Here is a 17,939-nt window from a genome sequence, read left to right on the forward strand (position 1 = left end):
GATGGCTTAGCGCACCTTCAACGTAGCGAGACCGATGAGCACCAGCACGACGCTGATGATCCAGAAACGGACGATGACCCGCGGCTCGGGCCAGCCCTTCAGTTCAAAATGGTGATGGATGGGCGCCATACGGAAGATGCGCTTGCCGCGCAGCTTGAAGCTGCCCACCTGCAACATCACCGAGGCGGTCTCCATCACGAAGACGCCGCCCATCACCAGCAACACGATTTCCTGACGGACGATCAGCGCGACGCAACCGAGGGCGGCACCGATGGCCAGCGCGCCCACGTCACCCATGAAGACCTGGGCCGGGTAGGTGTTGAACCAGAGGAAGCCGAGCCCCGCGCCCGCCAGCGCGCTGCAGAAGACCGCAAGCTCACCGGCGCCAGGAATCGCCGGGATTCCGAGGTATTCGGAAAACAGCTTATTACCGGCGAGGTAGGCAAAAATGCCCAGCGCGCCGGAGACCAGGACGCTCGGCATGATCGCCAGGCCGTCCAGACCGTCGGTGAGGTTCACCGCGTTGGAGAAGCCGACGATGATGAAGTAGCCGACCACGACGAAGAAAATGCCGAGCGGGATCGCCACCTGTTTGAACAGCGGCACGTAGAGCGCGATCTCCGCGGGCAGCTGGTGCGTGCGGTAAAGGAACACGGCGGCGCCGAGACCGAACACAGACTGCCAGAAATACTTCCAGCGGCTGGCGAGGCCACGGCTGTCCTTCAGGACCAGCTTGCGGTAGTCGTCGTAGAACCCGATGACGCCGAACAGGACCATCACCGCCAGCACGACCCATACGTAGCGGTTGGACAGGTCCGCCCAAAGCACCGTGGCGATCCCCACGGCGAACAGGATCAGCAGACCGCCCATCGTCGGCGTACCGGCCTTCGCAAGGTGCGTCTGCGGGCCGTCGCTGCGCACCACCTGCCCCGCCTTCAGCGCGGCAAGCTTGCGGATCAGCAACGGGCCGAGCAGCAGCGACACGGCCAGCGCGGTGAGCGCCGCCATGATCGCGCGGAACGTGATGTACTGGAAAAGATGCACGGAAGCGAAGTGCCGAGCCATCCATTCCGCCAGTTCAAGCAGCATCGGAGGCTCCTTCAGCGTATTTCTTCAAAGCCGCCACGACCCGGTCCATGCCGGAGGAACGTGACCCCTTCACGAGGCACGTGACGCCCTCATGGATTTGCGTGCAGGCTGCCTCGATAAGCGCTTCCTGCGTGGCGAAATGTTGTGCACCCGGACCGAACGCCTCGACCGCGGCGGCGCTTTTCGCCCCCGTGGCCAGCAGCCGCTCGATACCGCGGCGGTGGGCGAGCTCGCCGATACCGGCATGCAGCTTCACGGCCTCGGGCCCGAGTTCGGCCATATCGCCCAGCACCAGCCAGCGCTCGCCCAGGGCGAGGGCCAGCGTGTCGATCGCCGCGGCGGCCGAGCCCGGGTTCGCGTTGTAGCTGTCGTCGATCAGTGTCCAGCCACCCGGCATCGGTTCGAGATTCAGACGGCCGGCGACAGGCGGCACCTGCTCCAGACCTTCGACGATCTTTTCGACGGGAACGTTGAGCGCCGTCGCGATCGCGGCGGCGGCCAGCGCGTTGGCCACGTTGTGACGGCCCGGCAACGGCAGGTGCACGTCGCCGTCGCCATGCGGCGTGGACAGGACGAAATGAGTGCCGTCAATGCGCTCTTCGACGATGTCGGCACCGATGTCCGCACGATGGTCGAGCGCGTAGCGCAGCACGCTGCGGCTGCCGGCCAGGTTCGTGAAGAAGCCGGCGAAGCGCTCGTCATCCGCGTTGATGATGGCGACGCCATCGGCCGGAAGCGACCGGTACAGCGCGCCCTTGGTTTCGGCGACGCCTTCGATCGTGCCCATGCGCTCAAGATGCGCGGGCGCGATGGAATTCACGAGACCGATATCGGGCCGTGCGATGGCAGCGAGGTAATCGATGTCGCCCGGCTTGCCCGCACCCATCTCGAGCACGGCGTACTCAGTGTCTTCCGGCATCGCCAGCAGCGTGAGCGGCATGCCGATCTCGTTATTGAAGTTACCGGCATTGACGTGGGTACGACCGTGACGCGACAGGATGGACGCGGTCAGCGTCTTCACCGTCGTCTTGCCATTGGACCCGGTGATACCGACGACACGCACATTGCCGCGTGCGCGAGCGGCGCTGGCGAGGTCGCCGAGGGCGGCCTGCGTATCGTCGACGATGACCTGCGGAATCGGCGCGTCGACCGGACGCGTCACCAGCGCGGCGACCGCACCTTTCGCCGCGGCCGCAGCGACGAAATCATGCGCATCGACGCGCTCGCCCGGCAGCGCCACGAACAGGTCGCCGGCCTTGAGGGTGCGCGTATCGATGGAAAAACCCGTCACCTCGACATCGGCGCCATGCAGGCGGCCGCGGGTCCAGAGGGCGACGGCGGACAGGCGCATCATGCGCGGGCTCCTTTCTTGCCGGAATCCATCGCCTCGCGGGCGACGGCGAGATCGTCGAACGGGCGTTTGCCGTCCGGACCTTCCTGATAGGTTTCGTGACCCTTGCCGGCGATCAGCACGACGTCGTCGGCCTTCGCGTCGGCGAGCGCCAGCGCGATAGCCTGCGCGCGGTCGCGCTCGACCATCACGGTCTCGGGGTGAATGAGGCCGGCGACGATCTGCGCGACGATGACGTCGCCGTCCTCGCTGCGGGGATTGTCGTCGGTCACGATGACCACGTCGGCCAGACGCTCGGCGATACCGGCCATGATCGGGCGCTTGCCCTGATCGCGGTCGCCACCGGCGCCGAAGACGCAGATCAGCTTGCCCTTGGTATGCGAGCGCAGCGCCAGCAACGCCTGCTTCAGCGCATCCGGCGTGTGCGAGTAGTCGACCACCACCAGCGGCTTGCGGCCGTCGCCACCGAGGCGGCTCATGCGGCCGTTGACCGGTTGCAGGGATTCCAGTGCGGCGTGGATGCGCTCGAACGGTTCGCCCAGCGCGCCCAGCACCGCCGCGACGGCGAGCAGGTTGGCCACATTGAAGCGACCCAGCAGCGCGCTGCGCACGGTACGCATGCCCCACGGCGTATTGAGGTTGAACGACAGTCCCCGGGCCGAGGTCACCACGATATCCGCGCGGACTTCGGCGTCTTTCGCGGTGCTGTCGGTCGCCATCGAGGTGCGCAGCTTCGTCACGGACTCGGGCAGGCCCTTCGCCAGCTTCGCGCCGAACGGGTCGTCCACGTTGATCACCGCGGCGCCGAGACCGTCGAAGGCGAACAGACGGGCTTTCGCCGCGCCGTACGCTTCCATCGTGCCGTGGTAATCGAGGTGATCGCGGGTGAGATTGGTGAATACGGCGATGTCGAACGCGATCGCATTGACCCGGCCCTGCTCCAGGGCGTGCGAGGAGACTTCCATCGCCACGTGCGTCGCGCCGGCGTCACGGAATTCGCCGAGCAGCGCCTGCATGCTGATGGCATCGGGCGTGGTGCGTTCGCCTTCCGCGATCGCACCGTGCAAGCCCGCGCCGAGGGTGCCGACGGTCGCGGCCTTACGGCCAAGGAACGTCAGCGCCTGTGCGATCAGCTGTACGGTCGAGGTCTTGCCGTTGGTGCCGGTCACACCGATGACCTCGAGCGCGGCGGATGCATTGCCGTGAAACCGCGCGGCGATCGGGCCGGCCTTGTCGCGCAGCTTGTCGACCGCGACCACCGGTATGCCTGCGTCGACCGCGTCGAACGGCGTCTCGGCCAGAATGACGACGGCGCCCTGCTCGACGGCCTTTGCCGCGAAGTCGATGCCGTGACCCTTCGTGCCACGCAGCGCGACGAAGGCCTGGCCTTCGTCGATCTCGCGCGAGTCGAGTGAAAGGCCGGAGACGACGATTTCGCCGGCACCGGAGGCGTCGGCGAAACCGTCGAGCAGTTCGGCGAGGGTCAGGGTCACGGGACCACCTCTTCCGCCGCGCTGTCGTCCGCTTGCGGCGGTGGCGCGTTGGCCGTGCCGATCAGGCCACCCTGGCTCGGGCCGCCGACATACCAGCGACCGACGTTGTCGGGCGGAATGTCGAGCAGGCGCACCGCGCCTTCCATCACCTGGGCGAAGGCGGGGCCGGCGACGGAGCCACCGTAGTAATGACCACCCTGCGGGTCGTTGATGACCACGACGGTGACCAGGCGCGGGTTGCTCGCCGGAATCATGCCGACGAAGAGCGAGATGTAGTTCTTGGCGAAGTAGCCGCCGACGGAGAACTTGTGCGAGGTACCGGTCTTGCCGGCCACGCTGTAATTGGCGACCGAGGCGAACCCGTAGCCCGTACCGCCCGGCTGCAACACCGTCTCGAGCATGCGCACGAGCTCGTGGGCGATCTCCGGCGTGATCACCTGGGTCGGGGGATTGTCCGCACCCTTGATGAAGCTCGGCGCGCGCAGCGCACCGCCGTTGGCGATACCGGCGTAACCCGTGGCCAGCTGCAGCGGGGTCACGCTGAGGTTGTAACCATAGGCCATGCGCGATTTTTCGATCGGCTTCCAGGTGCGGCTCACCGGCAGATAGCCCGCGGCTTCGCCCGGGAACCCGCTACCGGTGCTGTTGCCGATACCGAACGACTTCCACATCGAATAGAGGAAGTCGGTATCGAGCGTCATCGCGATCTTCGCGGCACCGACGTTCGACGACTTGGTGATCACACCGGTCGGGGTCAGCGTGCCCCAGTTATGGGTATCGCGTACCGGGTGGCCGCCCATCATCCAGGTGCCCGGCGAGGTCTCGATCAGCGGCGAGGTCGGCGTGTACTTGCCACTGGTCAGCGCCGCGGCCATGGTGAACGCCTTCATGGTCGAGCCCGGCTCGACCACGTCGGTGACGGCGCGGTTGCGGCGATCGTTGGGCGTGCTGCCGCGCACGGCGTTCGGATTGAACGACGGCAGGTTGGCCATGCCGAGCACTTCGCCGGTGTGGACATCCATCACCACGATCGAGCCCGAGTCGGCCTTGTTCTTTTCCAGAGCGTCTTTCAGCGCGCTATAGGCGAGGTACTGGATGCGGCGGTCGATCGACAGCGTGATGTCGCGACCCGGCTGCGGCTCACGCACCAGCTCGACGTCTTCCACCACATGGCCCATGCGGTCGCGGATCACGCGCTTGGCGCCCGGTTTGCCGGACAGCCATTCATCGAACGCCAGCTCCAGACCTTCCTGGCCGTGGTCATCGATGTTGGTGAAGCCGAGGATGTGGCTGTTGACCGCACCCGACGGGTAATAGCGGCGGTATTCGCGCTGCGACGAGATACCCGGGATCTTCAGATCGACGATCGCCTGTGCGTCTTCCGGACGCAGCTGACGAGCGATGTACATGAATTCCTTGTCCGCGCGCTGCTCGATCTTCTGCTTCAGATCGTCGGCGTCGACGTGCAGGGCCTTGGCCAGCTCAGGGATGCGGTCGGCGTTCTCGAGTACTTCGGGCGGGTTGGCCCAGATCGAGGCGACCGGGGTCGACACGGCCAGCGGCTCGCCGTTGCGATCGAAAATCGTGCCGCGGGACACGGCGATGGGCATTTCGCGCAGGAAGCGCGCGTCACCCTGGTCCTGATAGAACTGCTTACGCACGACCTGCAGATCGAACGCGCGCACGACCAGACCCGACGCGGCGACACAGAGCAGCGCCACGACGACGGTCATACGCTTGCGCGGGCTCGGGCCCTGACCGCGACGGCGGCTGGGCACGACGGGCTTGCCGTAGCGCGCCTTCATCGGCGCACCAGCTGGATGTCCTGCGGCTTCGGCGTGAACATGCCGAGCTTGCCGCGGGCGTCCGCATCGATGCGGCTGGGTTCGGCGTAGGTGGCCTGCTCGAGTTCGAGGCGACCGTATTCCACGCCAAGGTCGTCCTTCTGGCTCTGCAGATGGGACAGTTCGACAAAGAGCACGCGGCTCTCGTGGCGCGTCCACACCACCCCGATCGCGCTGGCGATGACCGCCAGCAGCAGGATCGAGAGGCAGATCGCGCCGAAGACCTTCATGCGAGCTTCTCCGCGACGCGCAGCACGGCGGAGCGCGAACGCGGGTTCGCGGCGACCTCGGCGTCGGACGGAAAAATCGCCTTGCCCACCGGCTTGAGGCGGGCCAGCTTCGCCGCCGCGGGCGGTCCGCGACGACTGCCCTGCACGCGACCTTCGTGGGCACGAATGAACTGCTTCACCGTGCGATCTTCCAGCGAATGGAAGCTGATCACGGCGAGGCGGCCGCCCACGTTGAGCAGGTCGAGCGCGGCGTCCAGGCCACGCTCGACGGATTCGAGTTCCGCGTTCACGCGGATGCGCAGCGCCTGAAACGTGCGCGTGGCGGGGTTCTTGCCTGGCTCGCGGCGACCGACGCAACCGGCGACGAGGTCGGCCAGCTCCGCGGTGCGGGTGATCGGCGCGGTCGCGCGGCGCTCGACGATGGTCCTGGCGATGCGGCGGCTGAAGCGCTCTTCGCCGAAGCGCCAGAGCACGTCGGCGATCTCGGCTTCGTCGGCGTCGGCCAGGAACTCGGCGGCACTGATACCGCGCGTGGTGTCCATGCGCATGTCGAGCGGCGCGTCGGCCATGAAACTGAAGCCGCGGCTGCGATCGTCCAGCTGCGGCGAGGACACGCCGAGATCGAGCAGGATACCGTCGAGGCCGCCTTCGAGCGCGGGCCACTCACCCATCGTGGCGAAGTTGTCGTGGCGCAGGGTGACACGCGGGTCGGTGGCGAGACCGGCTTCGGCGACGGCGATGGCCGAGGGATCGCGATCCATGAGGAACAGGCGGCCTTCATCCGAGAGACGGGCAAGGATCGCCGAGGCATGACCCCCACGACCGAACGTCCCATCCAGATAGCGCCCGTTCTCGCGCAAGGCGAGGCCCTCCACCGCTTCGTCGAGCATCACCGGGATGTGTACATCGACCCCCGCCATCGCCACATCCCGCTCCCGTTTCACCAGCACCTCGAATTAGTTCGTCGTCACAACTGCAGTTCCGCCATGTCGTCGCTGATGTCGTCCTCGCCGATGGTCTGGCGGATCTTCGCGAGGTGGGCCTGTTCGCTCCAAAGCTCGAACTTGTTGCCCATCCCCAGCAGGATGGCTTTTTTCTCCAGTCCGGCCGCCGCGCGTTGGCTCGATGGAAGGAGGATGCGGGCCGCTCCGTCGGGTTCGACGATGGCCGCGGCACCCACCAGTTTCATCTGCAATGCGCGATGGACGGCCTTGACGCTGGGGAGCGCATTGACCTGGTCGCGCACCTTCTCCCACTCCGCGTACGGAAAGATCCAGAGGCAACCGGTATCGAAAGGGTTGTAAGCGATCACCAGACGGTTCGCGCAGGCGTCGGCCACCAGATCCCGATACGAGGTCGGGATCGTCAGACGACCCTTGTCGTCGATCGTGATGGCTGTCTCACCTTGGAACATTGTCTGCAGTCCGCCCCACCGAATCCCACGATTTCACACTGGGGCCCACGATAGTCTCGGGTCCTGAGACTGTCAAGGAAATTTTTCTTGTGAATCAAGGAGAAAGCTCACGTTCATCACCAATTCCAGCCGTTTCTGAGGAAGGGGCGGGAGGTGGTTGAATCGTTGAGGTTTTTTGCGAATGAGTCCGGGATTTCAGACGTCTGCGAAATGTGAAATCAGGGGTGGGGCTGAACTCACGTTCACCGAACTCGCCGTCGACGTCCGTGACGAGGCCGCAAAGACAGGTGGGAGCGACATTCGTCGCTCCCACACCGCTCAAGAAGAGAAGGAGTCGGCCTGTAAGCCGGGTTCTGTGCGTCTTGCGACGTGACAGTCATTCTTCTCGGCCTGGCGTCACCGCCAGGCTCCAGCAACCTACCCGGGGACGACGCGGGCAACGTCATAGTCCCCTTATTTGGTCTTGCTCCGGGTGGGGTTTACCGTGCCATGCGACGTTGTCCCCGCACGCGGTGCGCTCTTACCGCACCCTTTCACCCTTACCTGATCCCCTTGCGGGGCCATCGGCGGTCTGCTCTCTGTTGCACTGGCCGTCAGCTCACGCTGCCCAGGGGTTACCTGGCACCCTGCCCTATGGAGCCCGGACTTTCCTCGATACGCCCGAAGGCGCGACGCGACTGTCCGGCCGACTCCACTTCCGATTATAGCCGGAACGGGACGGTTACAATGTCCGGCCCTGCTCACCGGATGCACCGATGTCCCCGCCCCGTCCCGGTACGCTTCATGTCGTCGCCACCCCGATCGGTCATCGCGACGACATCAGCGCGCGCGCCATCGAAACGCTGCGCCGGGCAAGGGTCATCGCCGCCGAGGACACCCGCCACACCCGGCCGCTGCTGCAGCACCTCAATATCGATACGCCACTGGTCGCGCTGCACGACCACAATGAGCGCACGGCAGTGGATGGCCTGGTGGAGCGCATGCGCGGCGGCGACGATGTCGCCCTGGTCTCGGATGCCGGGACGCCGCTGATCAGCGATCCGGGGTTCCGTCTTGTGCGTGCCGCCCGCATCGCCGGCCTCCGGGTCAGTCCGGTCCCGGGCCCCAGCGCGGTCATCGCCGCCTTGTCGGTCGCCGGCCTGCCCAGCGACCGCTTCGTCTTCGAGGGATTTCTCTCCGCGAAAGCGGGCGCCCGCCGCTCGCGCCTGGCGGAACTGGCCGGCGAATCGCGCACGCTGATCTTCTATGAGTCGTCGCACCGCATCGTCGAGTCGCTCGAAGACATGCGCGAAGCGTTCGGCGCGGATCGCGAGGCCGTGGTGGCCCGGGAGCTGACCAAGATGTTCGAGACCGTGCTGGGTGACCCGCTCTCGGCGCTGGTCGAGCGCGTGTCAGCCGATCCCAACCAGCAGAAGGGCGAGTTCGTGGTGATGGTCGCCGGGCGGGAAGCCGGCGAGGACGAACGCCTCAGCGAGGGACTTCGCGTGTTTGCGATCCTCAAGGACGAACTGCCTCCGGCCAGGGCGGCGAAGCTGGCGGCCGCGATCACCGGCGCCCCGCGCAAGGCCCTCTACGGCGCCTGACCGGACGCGCCTCACGCCGGCCTCGCGAAACGATGGGCTATGATCCGAGCGTTTCAGCGCCGGAGGGCGCCGACGTGCCTATCAAGGAATTATTTGCGATGCGACCGATCCGTGCCTCGACCCTTGGCCTCCTGCTCTGCGCCGGCCTCGCCGGCTGCGTGACCCAGGGCGGCGTCCAGCAACGTACGACCGCGCCCACCGGCGAGGCGACGCAGGCGGCGCAGGCCCTTTACATCAAGGGACAGTTCGATCAGGCGGCTCAGGCTTACCTTGCGCTGGCTGCGCAGGACAGCGATCACCGCGACTATTACAAGCTGCTGGCCGCCGAGTCGTACCGCCAGGAAGGCGCCCTCGATCGCGCCGCACCGGTCGTCACGGACATCCGCCGCTCGCGCCTCGAGGGCGAAGACTCCCTGCGCTTCGATGCGTTACGCGCGGAGATCGCACTGAAGAACAACGACCCGACGACCGCCCTGTCGCTGACCGGCAAGCCGTCGTCGCACGTCTCGCCCCAGGTCTCGCAACGCCTGGCCGAATTGCGCGCACGGGCTCAGGCCGCGTCGAACGATCCGTGGAGCGCCGCGCAGACCCGTGTCGAGCTCGACGGCCAGCTGCACGGCATCGACCGGGAACAGAACCGCCAGCAGATCCTCACCCTGCTCACCGGCCTCGGTACCCAGCCCCTCGCCGAGCGTGCCGCGGCATTGCCGGCGAACGATCCGATGAAACCCTGGGTGTCGGAAGCACAGTCCCAGCTCGGCAGCGTCGACCGCTCACCGGCGGTGCTCGATCAGGCCGTCGGTACGGTCAGTGGCGAGAAGGGCGTACGCGAAGGCTATAAGGTGCCGACCAAGGTCGCGCTGCTGCTGCCCCTCAGTGGCCCGCTCGCCGGTGCGGGCGCCGCCATCCGCGACGGCTTCTTTACCAATTACGTCGATGCGAGCCGCACGGGTGCGACGCGTCCGGACGTCGCGGTCTACGATTCGGGCAACGATGCGGCGCATGCCGTCGCCGCCTACGACAAGGCGGTCGCCGAGGGCGCTCGCTTCGTCGTCGGCCCGCTCAATCGCGAAGGCGTGTCGGCCATCTTCGCCAAGGGCGCCCTGCCCGCACCGATGCTCACGCTGAACTACCCGAGCGACAACAAGAACCTGCCGCCGTCGGGTGCCAACGAGTTCGGCCTGCTGCCTGAAACCGAGGGCGCGCAGGTAGCCGACCACATGGCCGACCGCGGCATGAAGACCGCTACGTCGATCGTCTCCACCGACGATTTCGCACGCCGCGCCGGCAACGCCTTCCGCGCCGAGTGGCAGGCGCGTGGCGGCACCCTGGCCGGCCAGATCACGCTGGACTCCGGCAGCATCGATTTCGCGTCGCAGTTGTCCGAACCGGTTGGCCAGGATCCGGCCACCAGCGGCGTCTTCATCAGCATGAAACCGCAGCAGGCGCGTCTGCTGATCCCGCAGCTGCGTCTGGCGAAGAACAACCTGCCCGTCTTCGCGACCTCGCACGTGTACGGCGGCAGCGACGACCCCGCCGCCGATCGTGACCTGGAAGGCGTGGAGTTCTGCGACGCGCCGTGGCTGTTCGACGCCCAGCCGGGCCTCGCCCGTCGCAGCGAACTGAATGCGGCCGTGCCCGCGACGCGCGGCGTCACCGCCCGCCTGTTCGCCTTCGGCATGGATGCCTGGGGACTGGTGCCCTATATCGACTGGATGCGTGGTCATCCGGGCAGCTACCTGCCCGGCGCGACCGGCCAGCTGGTCGCGGATGAGTTCGGTCGCGTCCGTCGCGTACTCATCTGGGCGCGCTTCGCCGACGGCGTCGCCCGCCCGGTCGCGGGTAGCCTCGAACTCGAAGCGCCGGCCACGGCCCCGAACGTCGAAAGCGGCGGGGGCTGATTCCCACCGGCGCGAACAGGGAGGTTCGCGTGACCACGACGAAGAAGACCACCGAGCGCCGCGCCACCGGAGACCGTTTCGAAGGCGCGGCGTTGTCGTTTCTGCGGGAGCGCGGACTACGGCTGGTCCGCTCCAACTTTCTCTGCCGTCACGGCGAGATCGACCTCGTCATGCGCGACGGCGAGACCCTCGTTTTCGTCGAGGTACGCTATCGGCGCAGCGCCGCGTTCGGCGGCGCCGTCGGCTCGGTCACGGCCGCCAAGCGACGCAAGCTGATCAGCGCCGCGCATCTCTGGCTGGCCTGGCATCCGCACGATGCGCGCAGGCCATGCCGGTTCGACGTGCTGGCGTTCGAGGGCGACGGGATCGAGTGGATTCCGAACGCCTTCGAGCTCTGATGCATCGTGGACCGGACCGGCCTCAGGCCGTCGCGAGAAACGCCTCACGCCCCATCGTCGCCAGCTCCGCCACCGAGTCGATCGTCATATCCGGCGGCGTCTCCTCGAGATCCGCGCCGGCCGCGGCCGCGTAATGCCCCTGCCTGACGAATACCGTGGTGACCTTGTCGCCCAGCAGCTTCTTGAGCGCCACAAGGATGCGCGGCTTGTCGTCCACCATCACGTAGTGATCGGCCGGATAGCGCCGCTGCATGTCGTCGAGCATCTCTTCTTTATGGATGTAGATCAGCACGTCCTCGCGGAACGCCTCCCACAATCCCGCGCGGCGGATCTTGCGCGGCTGAAACACGGTGTCGCCGTCGGACATGATCACCGGGCGACCGATCGTGCGCAGGTGATCGATCGCTTCGAGCACGCCGGGAAAACGACGTGCCTCGAAGGGGTAGTCGAGCAGGAAGAACGACAGATCCATATAGGCCATGTCGCTGTCCTGTCCGCGCAGGCGCTGCAGCGCACCGAGGTAGTCCGCATAACCGACCTGCTTGCGGATCTCCTTGTCGATCGCGTTGTACCGATCGCGGCCTTCGGCCCCGAGACGTTCTTCGAGGCGCGCGGCGAGATCCGCGCCGAAACGGTCGTTGTCGATCAGGGTGTTGTCGACGTCGAAGAGAAATACGAGGGAATCGTGGGTGGACACGGTAGATCCTTGCACGGGTACGTTGTCCGCTATATGGGGACGGTCATTGTGATTCGAAGGCCGGCCGGTGCGATTGGCCTGGTGTGCTTTTGTGAGCGCGATGGCGCAAGCCGGGCCCTCAGGCCCGACGCGGCGGCACCAGCGAAAGCCTCTTCGCTCCCGAGGCTTTGTGCGGTGCCAGCAAACGCTCGATCTCGTCAGGCGGCAGCGGGCGTGAGTAGAGGAAGCCCTGCCCTTCCTGGCAACCCGCTCGCAACAGGAACTCGTGCTGGGCTTCGGTCTCGATGCCCTCGGCGATCGTGTGCAGGTCGAGGCTGCGCGCGATCGCCACCATGGCTTCCGTAATCGCCACATCGTTGCCGTTGGCCGGCAGGCCGGTCACGAAGGAGCGGTCGATCTTCAGATAGGCGACCGCCGGCAGCTTGAGGTAGGCCAGCGACGAATACCCCGTGCCGAAATCGTCGATCGCCACGCCGACGCCAAGGCTGTGCAACGACTGCATGGAGCGCTCGGTGTCTTCGCCCAGCCGCAGAATCGCGCTCTCGGTCAGTTCGATGAGCAGGCGCTGGGGCGCGATTCCCGTATCGAGGAGCGCTTGGCTCACACCGGGCAGGAAGTCCGGATGGCCGAAGGAACTTGCCGACACATTCACCGCCATGCGCAGCGGCGGCAGTTTCGCGTCATCCCAGTGTTTCAGCTGCGCGCACGCGGTTTCCAGCACCCATTGATCGATCTGACGGATCAGGCCGAGGTTCTCGGCGATCGGGATGAACTCATCCGGCGGCACGTTGCCGCGTTCCGGATGGCGCCAGCGGATCAGCGCTTCGACGGCCACGATGCGGCCGGTCTTCATCTCGACACTGGGCTGGTAGGCCAGCGTAAACTCCTTGCGGACCAATGCCTGGCGCAGCTCGGAAGCCAGTTTGAGCCGGCGCCGCGCGTCCGCGTGCATCTTGGGCGTGTAGAGCCGCAAGGCATTGCGCTCTTCGGTCTTGGCCACGTACATCGCGGCGTCAGCGTTGGCGATCAGGGTGACCGCGTCGTTGCCGTCCAGCGGGTAACCGGCGATGCCGATACTCGCGCTGACGAACAGCTCGTAATCGCCCAGGTCGAAGGGCTTGGCCAACGCCGCCAGGACGGCCTCGGCGACGGCGAGCGCCTCCTCGCGCGAACGCAGGTCGGCGATCAGCACCGTGAATTCGTCGCCGCCGATGCGGCCTGCCACGTCGTGCGGCGCCAGCTGGGCGCGAATGCGCTCGGCCACGCGCATCAGCAGCGCGTCGCCGGTCGCATGGCTGTAGCTGTCGTTGATGACCTTGAAGGCATCGAGGTCGACGAACAGTACCGCGACCGCACCGCGTTCGTGGGCCGCGCGGGTGATGGCCTCCGCGCAGCGGCGCTCGAACTCGGAGCGGGTGACCAGGCCGGTCAGCGGATCGTGGGTCGCCATGTGCTGCAGACGCTGCCGGTCGGCTTTGCGTGCCGTGATGTCGGAGACCACGGCCACGTAGTGCTGCGGCCGGCCTTCGCTGTCGCGGATGGTGCTGATGCTCATCAGCTCGGGATACGTCGTGCCATCCGCACGGCGGCTCTCCACCTCGCCCAGCCAGTTGTCGCCGGCGGCGATATCGTCCCACAGGGTCTGCGGCAACGGACGGCCGTCGGGCAACGTGCGGGTGGCGTCGAAGCGCGTGCGTCGCAGCGTCTGCACGGGCATGCCGGTGAGCTTGGTGTGCGCGGCGTTCGCCGAGGTCACGCGGCGGTCCGCGTCGGCGATGATGACGCCCTCGGCGATGCTGGCCAGCGCTTCGGAAGCGATTCTGCGCTCCTGCTCCATCGCTACGCGATCGGAGATATCACGCACGATGGCCTGAGAAACCTGGCGTGAGCCCCAGACCACGAGGCTGCTCTGGGTCTCCACGGGACGCACGCTGCCGTCGCCGTTGCGCAGCATACCGGCGCCGGCATGGGGTGAGCCATCGACGAACAGGCTGGCCAGCTGGATGCCGATCAGTTCGCCCGACGGACATCCCACCCACGCGGCGGCGCGGTGGTTGGCGTCGAGGATCCTGCCGGTTTCCTCGTCCACCATGAAAATGGCGTCGGCGGCGCTGTCGAACAGGAGGCTGTAACGCTCCTCGGTGCCGCGGATGCCGACGAGGATGCGCTGAGCCATGCGCAACCAGAGAAGCGAAGCCAGCGCGGCCACGCCCAGCACGGTGAAGAACAACACCTTGCCAAGCCAGGAGGCGCCGTTGGCGATATAGAGGGAGAACGCCTTGGTGCGCGGCTCGACGTAAGTGTTGAGCGCAGCGATACGGCCGCGCTCGTCGTCGAGCAGGGACGGGGACGGTGTGCCCGACGCGTAGGCATGCTCGAGGCGACCGGCGATCTCGTCGATTTCGGCAAGACTGGCGTCCACCGAACGCCACTCGGCGATCGCTTCGCGGACGTAGGGCATGCCGTCGAAGTAACGAAAGATGAAGACCATGCCGGAAATGGCCTCGGGGATGACCCCGCCGCGGGCAAATCCGTCTTCGACGGCCGCCTGTTCGTAGCGACCGCTGGCGATGGCGTCGCGGGAACTGCGGTCGGCCATCAGGACGGCGAAATTGCGCCGGTAAGCGGCAAGATCGCCGGGGCGGCCGTGCGCCGCGTACTCGTCGAGGTCGATCACGGCCTGTTTCTGAGCCTTTGCCCAAAGACTCTCGCCGTTGAGAAAACCGGCGAGAGTCACCTGGGTCTGCAGGGCAACCCACGTCAATGCGAGAACGAGGCCCACGACAGCGACGAGCGCATAGGCCAGCGGCCTGAGGCGTCTCGACAACGGTTGTGGGTGAATGGTCTCAACGCGACGCATCGCTTCCTCGGATCTCGTACTTACGTGATATTGCGCCAGAAGATGCCCAACATGCGAGTTACGCGGCAACCTCGTTCAACGTGCGGACGAGAGCCGGGGCATCCATGCACCGGTCGAGCGTGATGCTCATGCCGATATAGCTGCGACGGACACATTCCTTGATGTGCTCGATCTGATCCACCGGTGGATTGGTGCCCAGGATGGTGCAGACGATTTCGAGCGCCTCCCACGGATGGGTATCGTCATACGCGGCGTGAAGCTGAAGCCAACGCAGGCCGGCTTTGCGGCCCGAAATCGGCAGGCTTTCCGCATAGGCCTGGCTGTCATAGATAATCTGCGACCAATCGCCGGTCGCCCCCTCCACCGCATAGTTGGTCGCGGCGATGCTGGCGGCCAGGGAGTCGTCGCGGCTGACCTCCTCGCACCAGTTGGCCAGCGCCTGACTGCCCTTCGGGGGTTCCGCCGTCAGGACGTCCTCGCGGGACACGCCCGCCGACTCCGCCCAGTTCAGCCAGTACTCGGCGTGGTTCTGTTCCACGCGGATGTTCCGCACCAGCCAGCGACGGGCGAGGTCGTCGCCCGGGCTGCGGCCGTAGCGGGTCTTCAGCAGGCTGTGCGACATGTACCCCGGGAACCGCTCGATGACCGGCCACACACCGACCATGAAGTTGCGCGTGGTCACCGGGTCGAGCGTGGCCGTCTTCATCGCATCCCACATGGGATGGCTGACGATCTGCCGCCGCGCATCCTCACAGGACGACACCATGTCCTGTGCCCAGAGCGGATAGCTGGCGATGTTGGTCTGCGAGCCGGTGAGTTCGAAACGTGCGTTCATATAGATCTCCCTAAAGATCTGCTGCCAATTGAAGGTCCGGGCGAGCCCGGGCGACCCGCGGCCCACCCATGCCGACCCCGTTGCGGGGCCGGACAGTCATTAGGGCATATCCCCCGGCAGCCTTCGTGGGGCCATGACCGATGGGCTATCGTGGCCTCCCCTCTTCAATGGACGCGCCCCATGGCTACGATTCACCGGATTCTTGCGACCGCGATTTCCTGCGGACTCGCCTCCTCGGCGGCCCTGGCGGCCGATCCGTCGGGCATCGACCTGAAAGGCATCGACCACGCGGTACAGCCCGGTGACGACTTCGACGGATATGCCAGCGGCGCATGGAAGAAAACCGCGGTCATTCCCGCCGACCGCGCCAGCACGGGTGTGTTCCTCGAAGTTTTCCAGAAGGCCGAGAAGCGCAACGCGGAACTGATCAAGGCCGCGGGCGAAGGCAGCCCTGCCGCCGGCAGCAACCAGCGGCTGATCGCCGACTACTACAAGGCCTACATGGACGAGGCGGCGATCGAGAAAGCCGGCCTGGCGCCGTTGCAGCCCGCGCTCGGTGCGATCGACGCCATCGGGGATAAAGCCGCCCTGTCGACGGCGCTGGGAGCGCAGTTGCGTGCGGACGTCGACCCGATCAACGCGACAAACCTCGACACCGGCCACCTGCTCGGCCTGTTCGTCGCGCAGGGCCTCGAGGATCCTTCGAAGAACATGCCGTACCTGCTGCAGGGCGGACTGGGCATGCCCAACCGCGATTACTACCTGAAGAATGACAAGGACATGGTGGACGCCCGCGCGAAGTACGCCGCGTACGTCGAAGCGCTGCTGCGGCAGGCCGGCACGCCCGATGCCGCCGGCAAGGCGAAAGCCATCGTCGCACTGGAAACGAAGATCGCACAGGCCCAGGAATCCATCGTCGACAGCGAGGACATCCACAAGGCGAACAATCCCTGGCCGCGCAGCGCGTTCGCGTCCCGGGCGCCAGGTATCGACTGGGACGCCTATTTCAAGGCGGCAGGCCTCGACGACCAGCCGACCTTCATCGTCTGGCAGCCGGCCACCGTGACGAAGTTCGCGGCGTTGGTCGCCAGTGAACCGCTGGACACGTGGAAGGCCTGGCTGCGCTTTCACACCATCAACGAAAATGCCTCCGGCCTGTTGCCGAAAGCCTATGACGACCTCGCCTTCGGCTTCTACGGCAAGGTGCTGACCGGCACACCGAAACAGCGGGACCGCTGGAAGCGGGGCGTGGGCCGGGTCAATGTCGATCTCGGCGATGCCGTGGGTCAGATCTACGTCAAACGCTATTTCCCCGCTTCCTCGCGTGCCGAGGTCGAGGACATGGTGAAGAACATCCTGAAGGCGTTCGATGCCCGCGTGGATACGCTGGAATGGATGTCGCCGGCCACACGACAGAAGGCCAAGGCCAAGATCGCGACGATCAAGGTCGGCGTCGGCTACCCCGATACCTGGCGCGATTATTCGAAGCTGGAGATTCGTCCCGACGACGCGCTGGGCAACCATCAGCGCGCCACGCTGGCGGAGTACCGCCATCAGGTCGCCAAGCTGCACCAGCCGGTGGATCGTGCCGAGTGGTGGATGACCCCGCAGACGGTCAACGCGGTCAACCTGCCGTTGCAGAACTCGCTGAACTTCCCCGCCGCCATTCTCGAAGCCCCGTTCTTCGATCCGAAGGCCGACCCCGCGTCCAATTACGGTTCGATCGGCGCCGTGATCGGTCACGAGATCAGCCACAGTTTCGACAACACGGGCGCCGAGTTCGACGCACAGGGACGCCTGGCCAACTGGTGGACCGATGCCGACCAGAAGCATTTCAAGGATGCCGGTCAGCGGCTCGTCGAGCAGTTCAACCAGTACGAACCGCTGCCGGGCCTGCATATCAACGGCCAGCAGACGCTGGGTGAGAACATCGCCGACCTTTCAGGCCTGACCATTGCCTATGCGGCATACAAGGAAAGCCTGGGTGGTAAACCCGCACCGGTCATCGACGGCCTCAGCGGCGATCAGCGATTCTTCCTGGCCTTCGCGCAGTCGTGGCGGACCAAGACCCGTGACGCGGCGCTTCGTGCCCAGGTGATCGGTGACGGTCATGCGCCGGGTGAGTTCCGTGCGCAGACGGTGCGTAACCTCGACCCCTGGTACGACGCGTTCCAGCCGAAACCGGGGCAGAAGCTGTATCTGGACCCGAAGCAGCGGGTGAAGATCTGGTAAGGCGATAAGGCT

General features: G+C 66.2%; 14 protein-coding genes and 1 other RNA gene. 4 read left to right on the forward strand and 11 right to left on the reverse strand.

Annotated elements, in window-relative coordinates:
- Positions 1-6 precede the first annotated feature (6 nt).
- The 8 genes from mraY to rnpB form a co-directional block, all read right to left on the reverse strand.
- Complete coding sequence (gene mraY / locus FA85_RS06795; protein WP_036110460.1) at positions 7-1,089, reverse strand: phospho-N-acetylmuramoyl-pentapeptide-transferase; 1,083 nt, start codon at positions 1,087-1,089, stop codon at positions 7-9.
- Positions 1,079-2,443, reverse strand: a complete 1,365-nt coding sequence (locus tag FA85_RS06800) for a UDP-N-acetylmuramoyl-tripeptide--D-alanyl-D-alanine ligase (RefSeq protein ID WP_036110457.1) — start codon at positions 2,441-2,443, stop codon at positions 1,079-1,081. Before FA85_RS06800 ends, mraY begins: the two co-directional genes overlap by 11 nt.
- Positions 2,440-3,933: a UDP-N-acetylmuramoyl-L-alanyl-D-glutamate--2,6-diaminopimelate ligase gene (locus FA85_RS06805; protein WP_036110455.1), complete on the reverse strand. Its 1,494-nt coding sequence runs from the start codon at positions 3,931-3,933 to the stop codon at positions 2,440-2,442. The genes FA85_RS06800 and FA85_RS06805 overlap by 4 nt, the downstream gene beginning before the upstream one ends.
- Positions 3,930-5,738, reverse strand: coding sequence for a peptidoglycan D,D-transpeptidase FtsI family protein (locus FA85_RS06810; protein WP_036110451.1), 1,809 nt, complete (start codon positions 5,736-5,738; stop codon positions 3,930-3,932). Before FA85_RS06810 ends, FA85_RS06805 begins: the two co-directional genes overlap by 4 nt.
- Entirely contained in the window at positions 5,735-6,007 is a 273-nt protein-coding gene (gene ftsL, locus FA85_RS06815) for a cell division protein FtsL (protein WP_036110449.1), read from the reverse strand. The genes FA85_RS06810 and ftsL overlap by 4 nt, the downstream gene beginning before the upstream one ends.
- Positions 6,004-6,927 (reverse strand): 16S rRNA (cytosine(1402)-N(4))-methyltransferase RsmH, encoded by a 924-nt coding sequence (gene rsmH / locus FA85_RS06820; protein WP_036110448.1) that lies wholly within the window; start codon positions 6,925-6,927, stop codon positions 6,004-6,006. The genes ftsL and rsmH overlap by 4 nt, the downstream gene beginning before the upstream one ends.
- Positions 6,928-6,974: 47 nt before the next feature.
- Entirely contained in the window at positions 6,975-7,421 is a 447-nt protein-coding gene (gene mraZ, locus FA85_RS06825) for a division/cell wall cluster transcriptional repressor MraZ (RefSeq protein ID WP_036110446.1), read from the reverse strand.
- Positions 7,422-7,747: 326 nt separating this feature from the next.
- An RNA gene (gene rnpB, locus FA85_RS21265) (RNase P RNA component class A) lies at positions 7,748-8,114 on the reverse strand.
- 62 nt (positions 8,115-8,176) lie between these two features.
- Here rnpB and rsmI point away from each other — a divergent pair.
- The 3 genes from rsmI (at position 8,177) to FA85_RS06840 (ending at position 11,303) form a co-directional block, all read left to right on the forward strand.
- A complete protein-coding gene (rsmI, locus tag FA85_RS06830) occupies positions 8,177-9,004 on the forward strand; it encodes a 16S rRNA (cytidine(1402)-2'-O)-methyltransferase (RefSeq protein ID WP_036110443.1) in 828 nt (275 codons plus the stop codon).
- A 98-nt stretch (positions 9,005-9,102) separates the two neighbouring features.
- Positions 9,103-10,905, forward strand: a complete 1,803-nt coding sequence (locus tag FA85_RS06835) for a penicillin-binding protein activator (protein WP_036110440.1) — start codon at positions 9,103-9,105, stop codon at positions 10,903-10,905.
- A gap of 29 nt (positions 10,906-10,934) precedes the next feature.
- On the forward strand, positions 10,935-11,303 hold the full coding sequence (locus FA85_RS06840; RefSeq protein WP_036110437.1) for a YraN family protein: 369 nt from the start codon (positions 10,935-10,937) through the stop codon (positions 11,301-11,303).
- A 22-nt stretch (positions 11,304-11,325) separates the two neighbouring features.
- Here FA85_RS06840 and FA85_RS06845 read toward each other — a convergent pair whose 3' ends face one another.
- The 3 genes from FA85_RS06845 to FA85_RS06855 form a co-directional block, all read right to left on the reverse strand.
- Positions 11,326-12,000 carry an HAD family hydrolase gene (locus tag FA85_RS06845; protein ID WP_036110435.1) on the reverse strand — a complete coding sequence of 225 codons (675 nt, stop codon included), beginning with the start codon at positions 11,998-12,000 and terminating at the stop codon, positions 11,326-11,328.
- Between the two features lie 118 nt (positions 12,001-12,118).
- Positions 12,119-14,860 (reverse strand): putative bifunctional diguanylate cyclase/phosphodiesterase, encoded by a 2,742-nt coding sequence (locus FA85_RS06850; RefSeq protein WP_036110432.1) that lies wholly within the window; start codon positions 14,858-14,860, stop codon positions 12,119-12,121.
- A 58-nt stretch (positions 14,861-14,918) separates the two neighbouring features.
- Positions 14,919-15,695 (reverse strand): iron-containing redox enzyme family protein, encoded by a 777-nt coding sequence (locus FA85_RS06855; RefSeq protein ID WP_036110428.1) that lies wholly within the window; start codon positions 15,693-15,695, stop codon positions 14,919-14,921.
- 180 nt (positions 15,696-15,875) lie between these two features.
- Here FA85_RS06855 and FA85_RS06860 point away from each other — a divergent pair, with 180 nt between their 5' ends.
- Complete coding sequence (locus FA85_RS06860; protein WP_036110423.1) at positions 15,876-17,927, forward strand: M13 family metallopeptidase; 2,052 nt, start codon at positions 15,876-15,878, stop codon at positions 17,925-17,927.
- Positions 17,928-17,939 lie beyond the last annotated feature (12 nt).

The sequence above is a fragment of the Luteibacter mycovicinus genome (genome assembly GCF_000745235.1).
Classification (GTDB): Bacteria; Pseudomonadota; Gammaproteobacteria; order Xanthomonadales; family Rhodanobacteraceae; genus Luteibacter; species Luteibacter mycovicinus.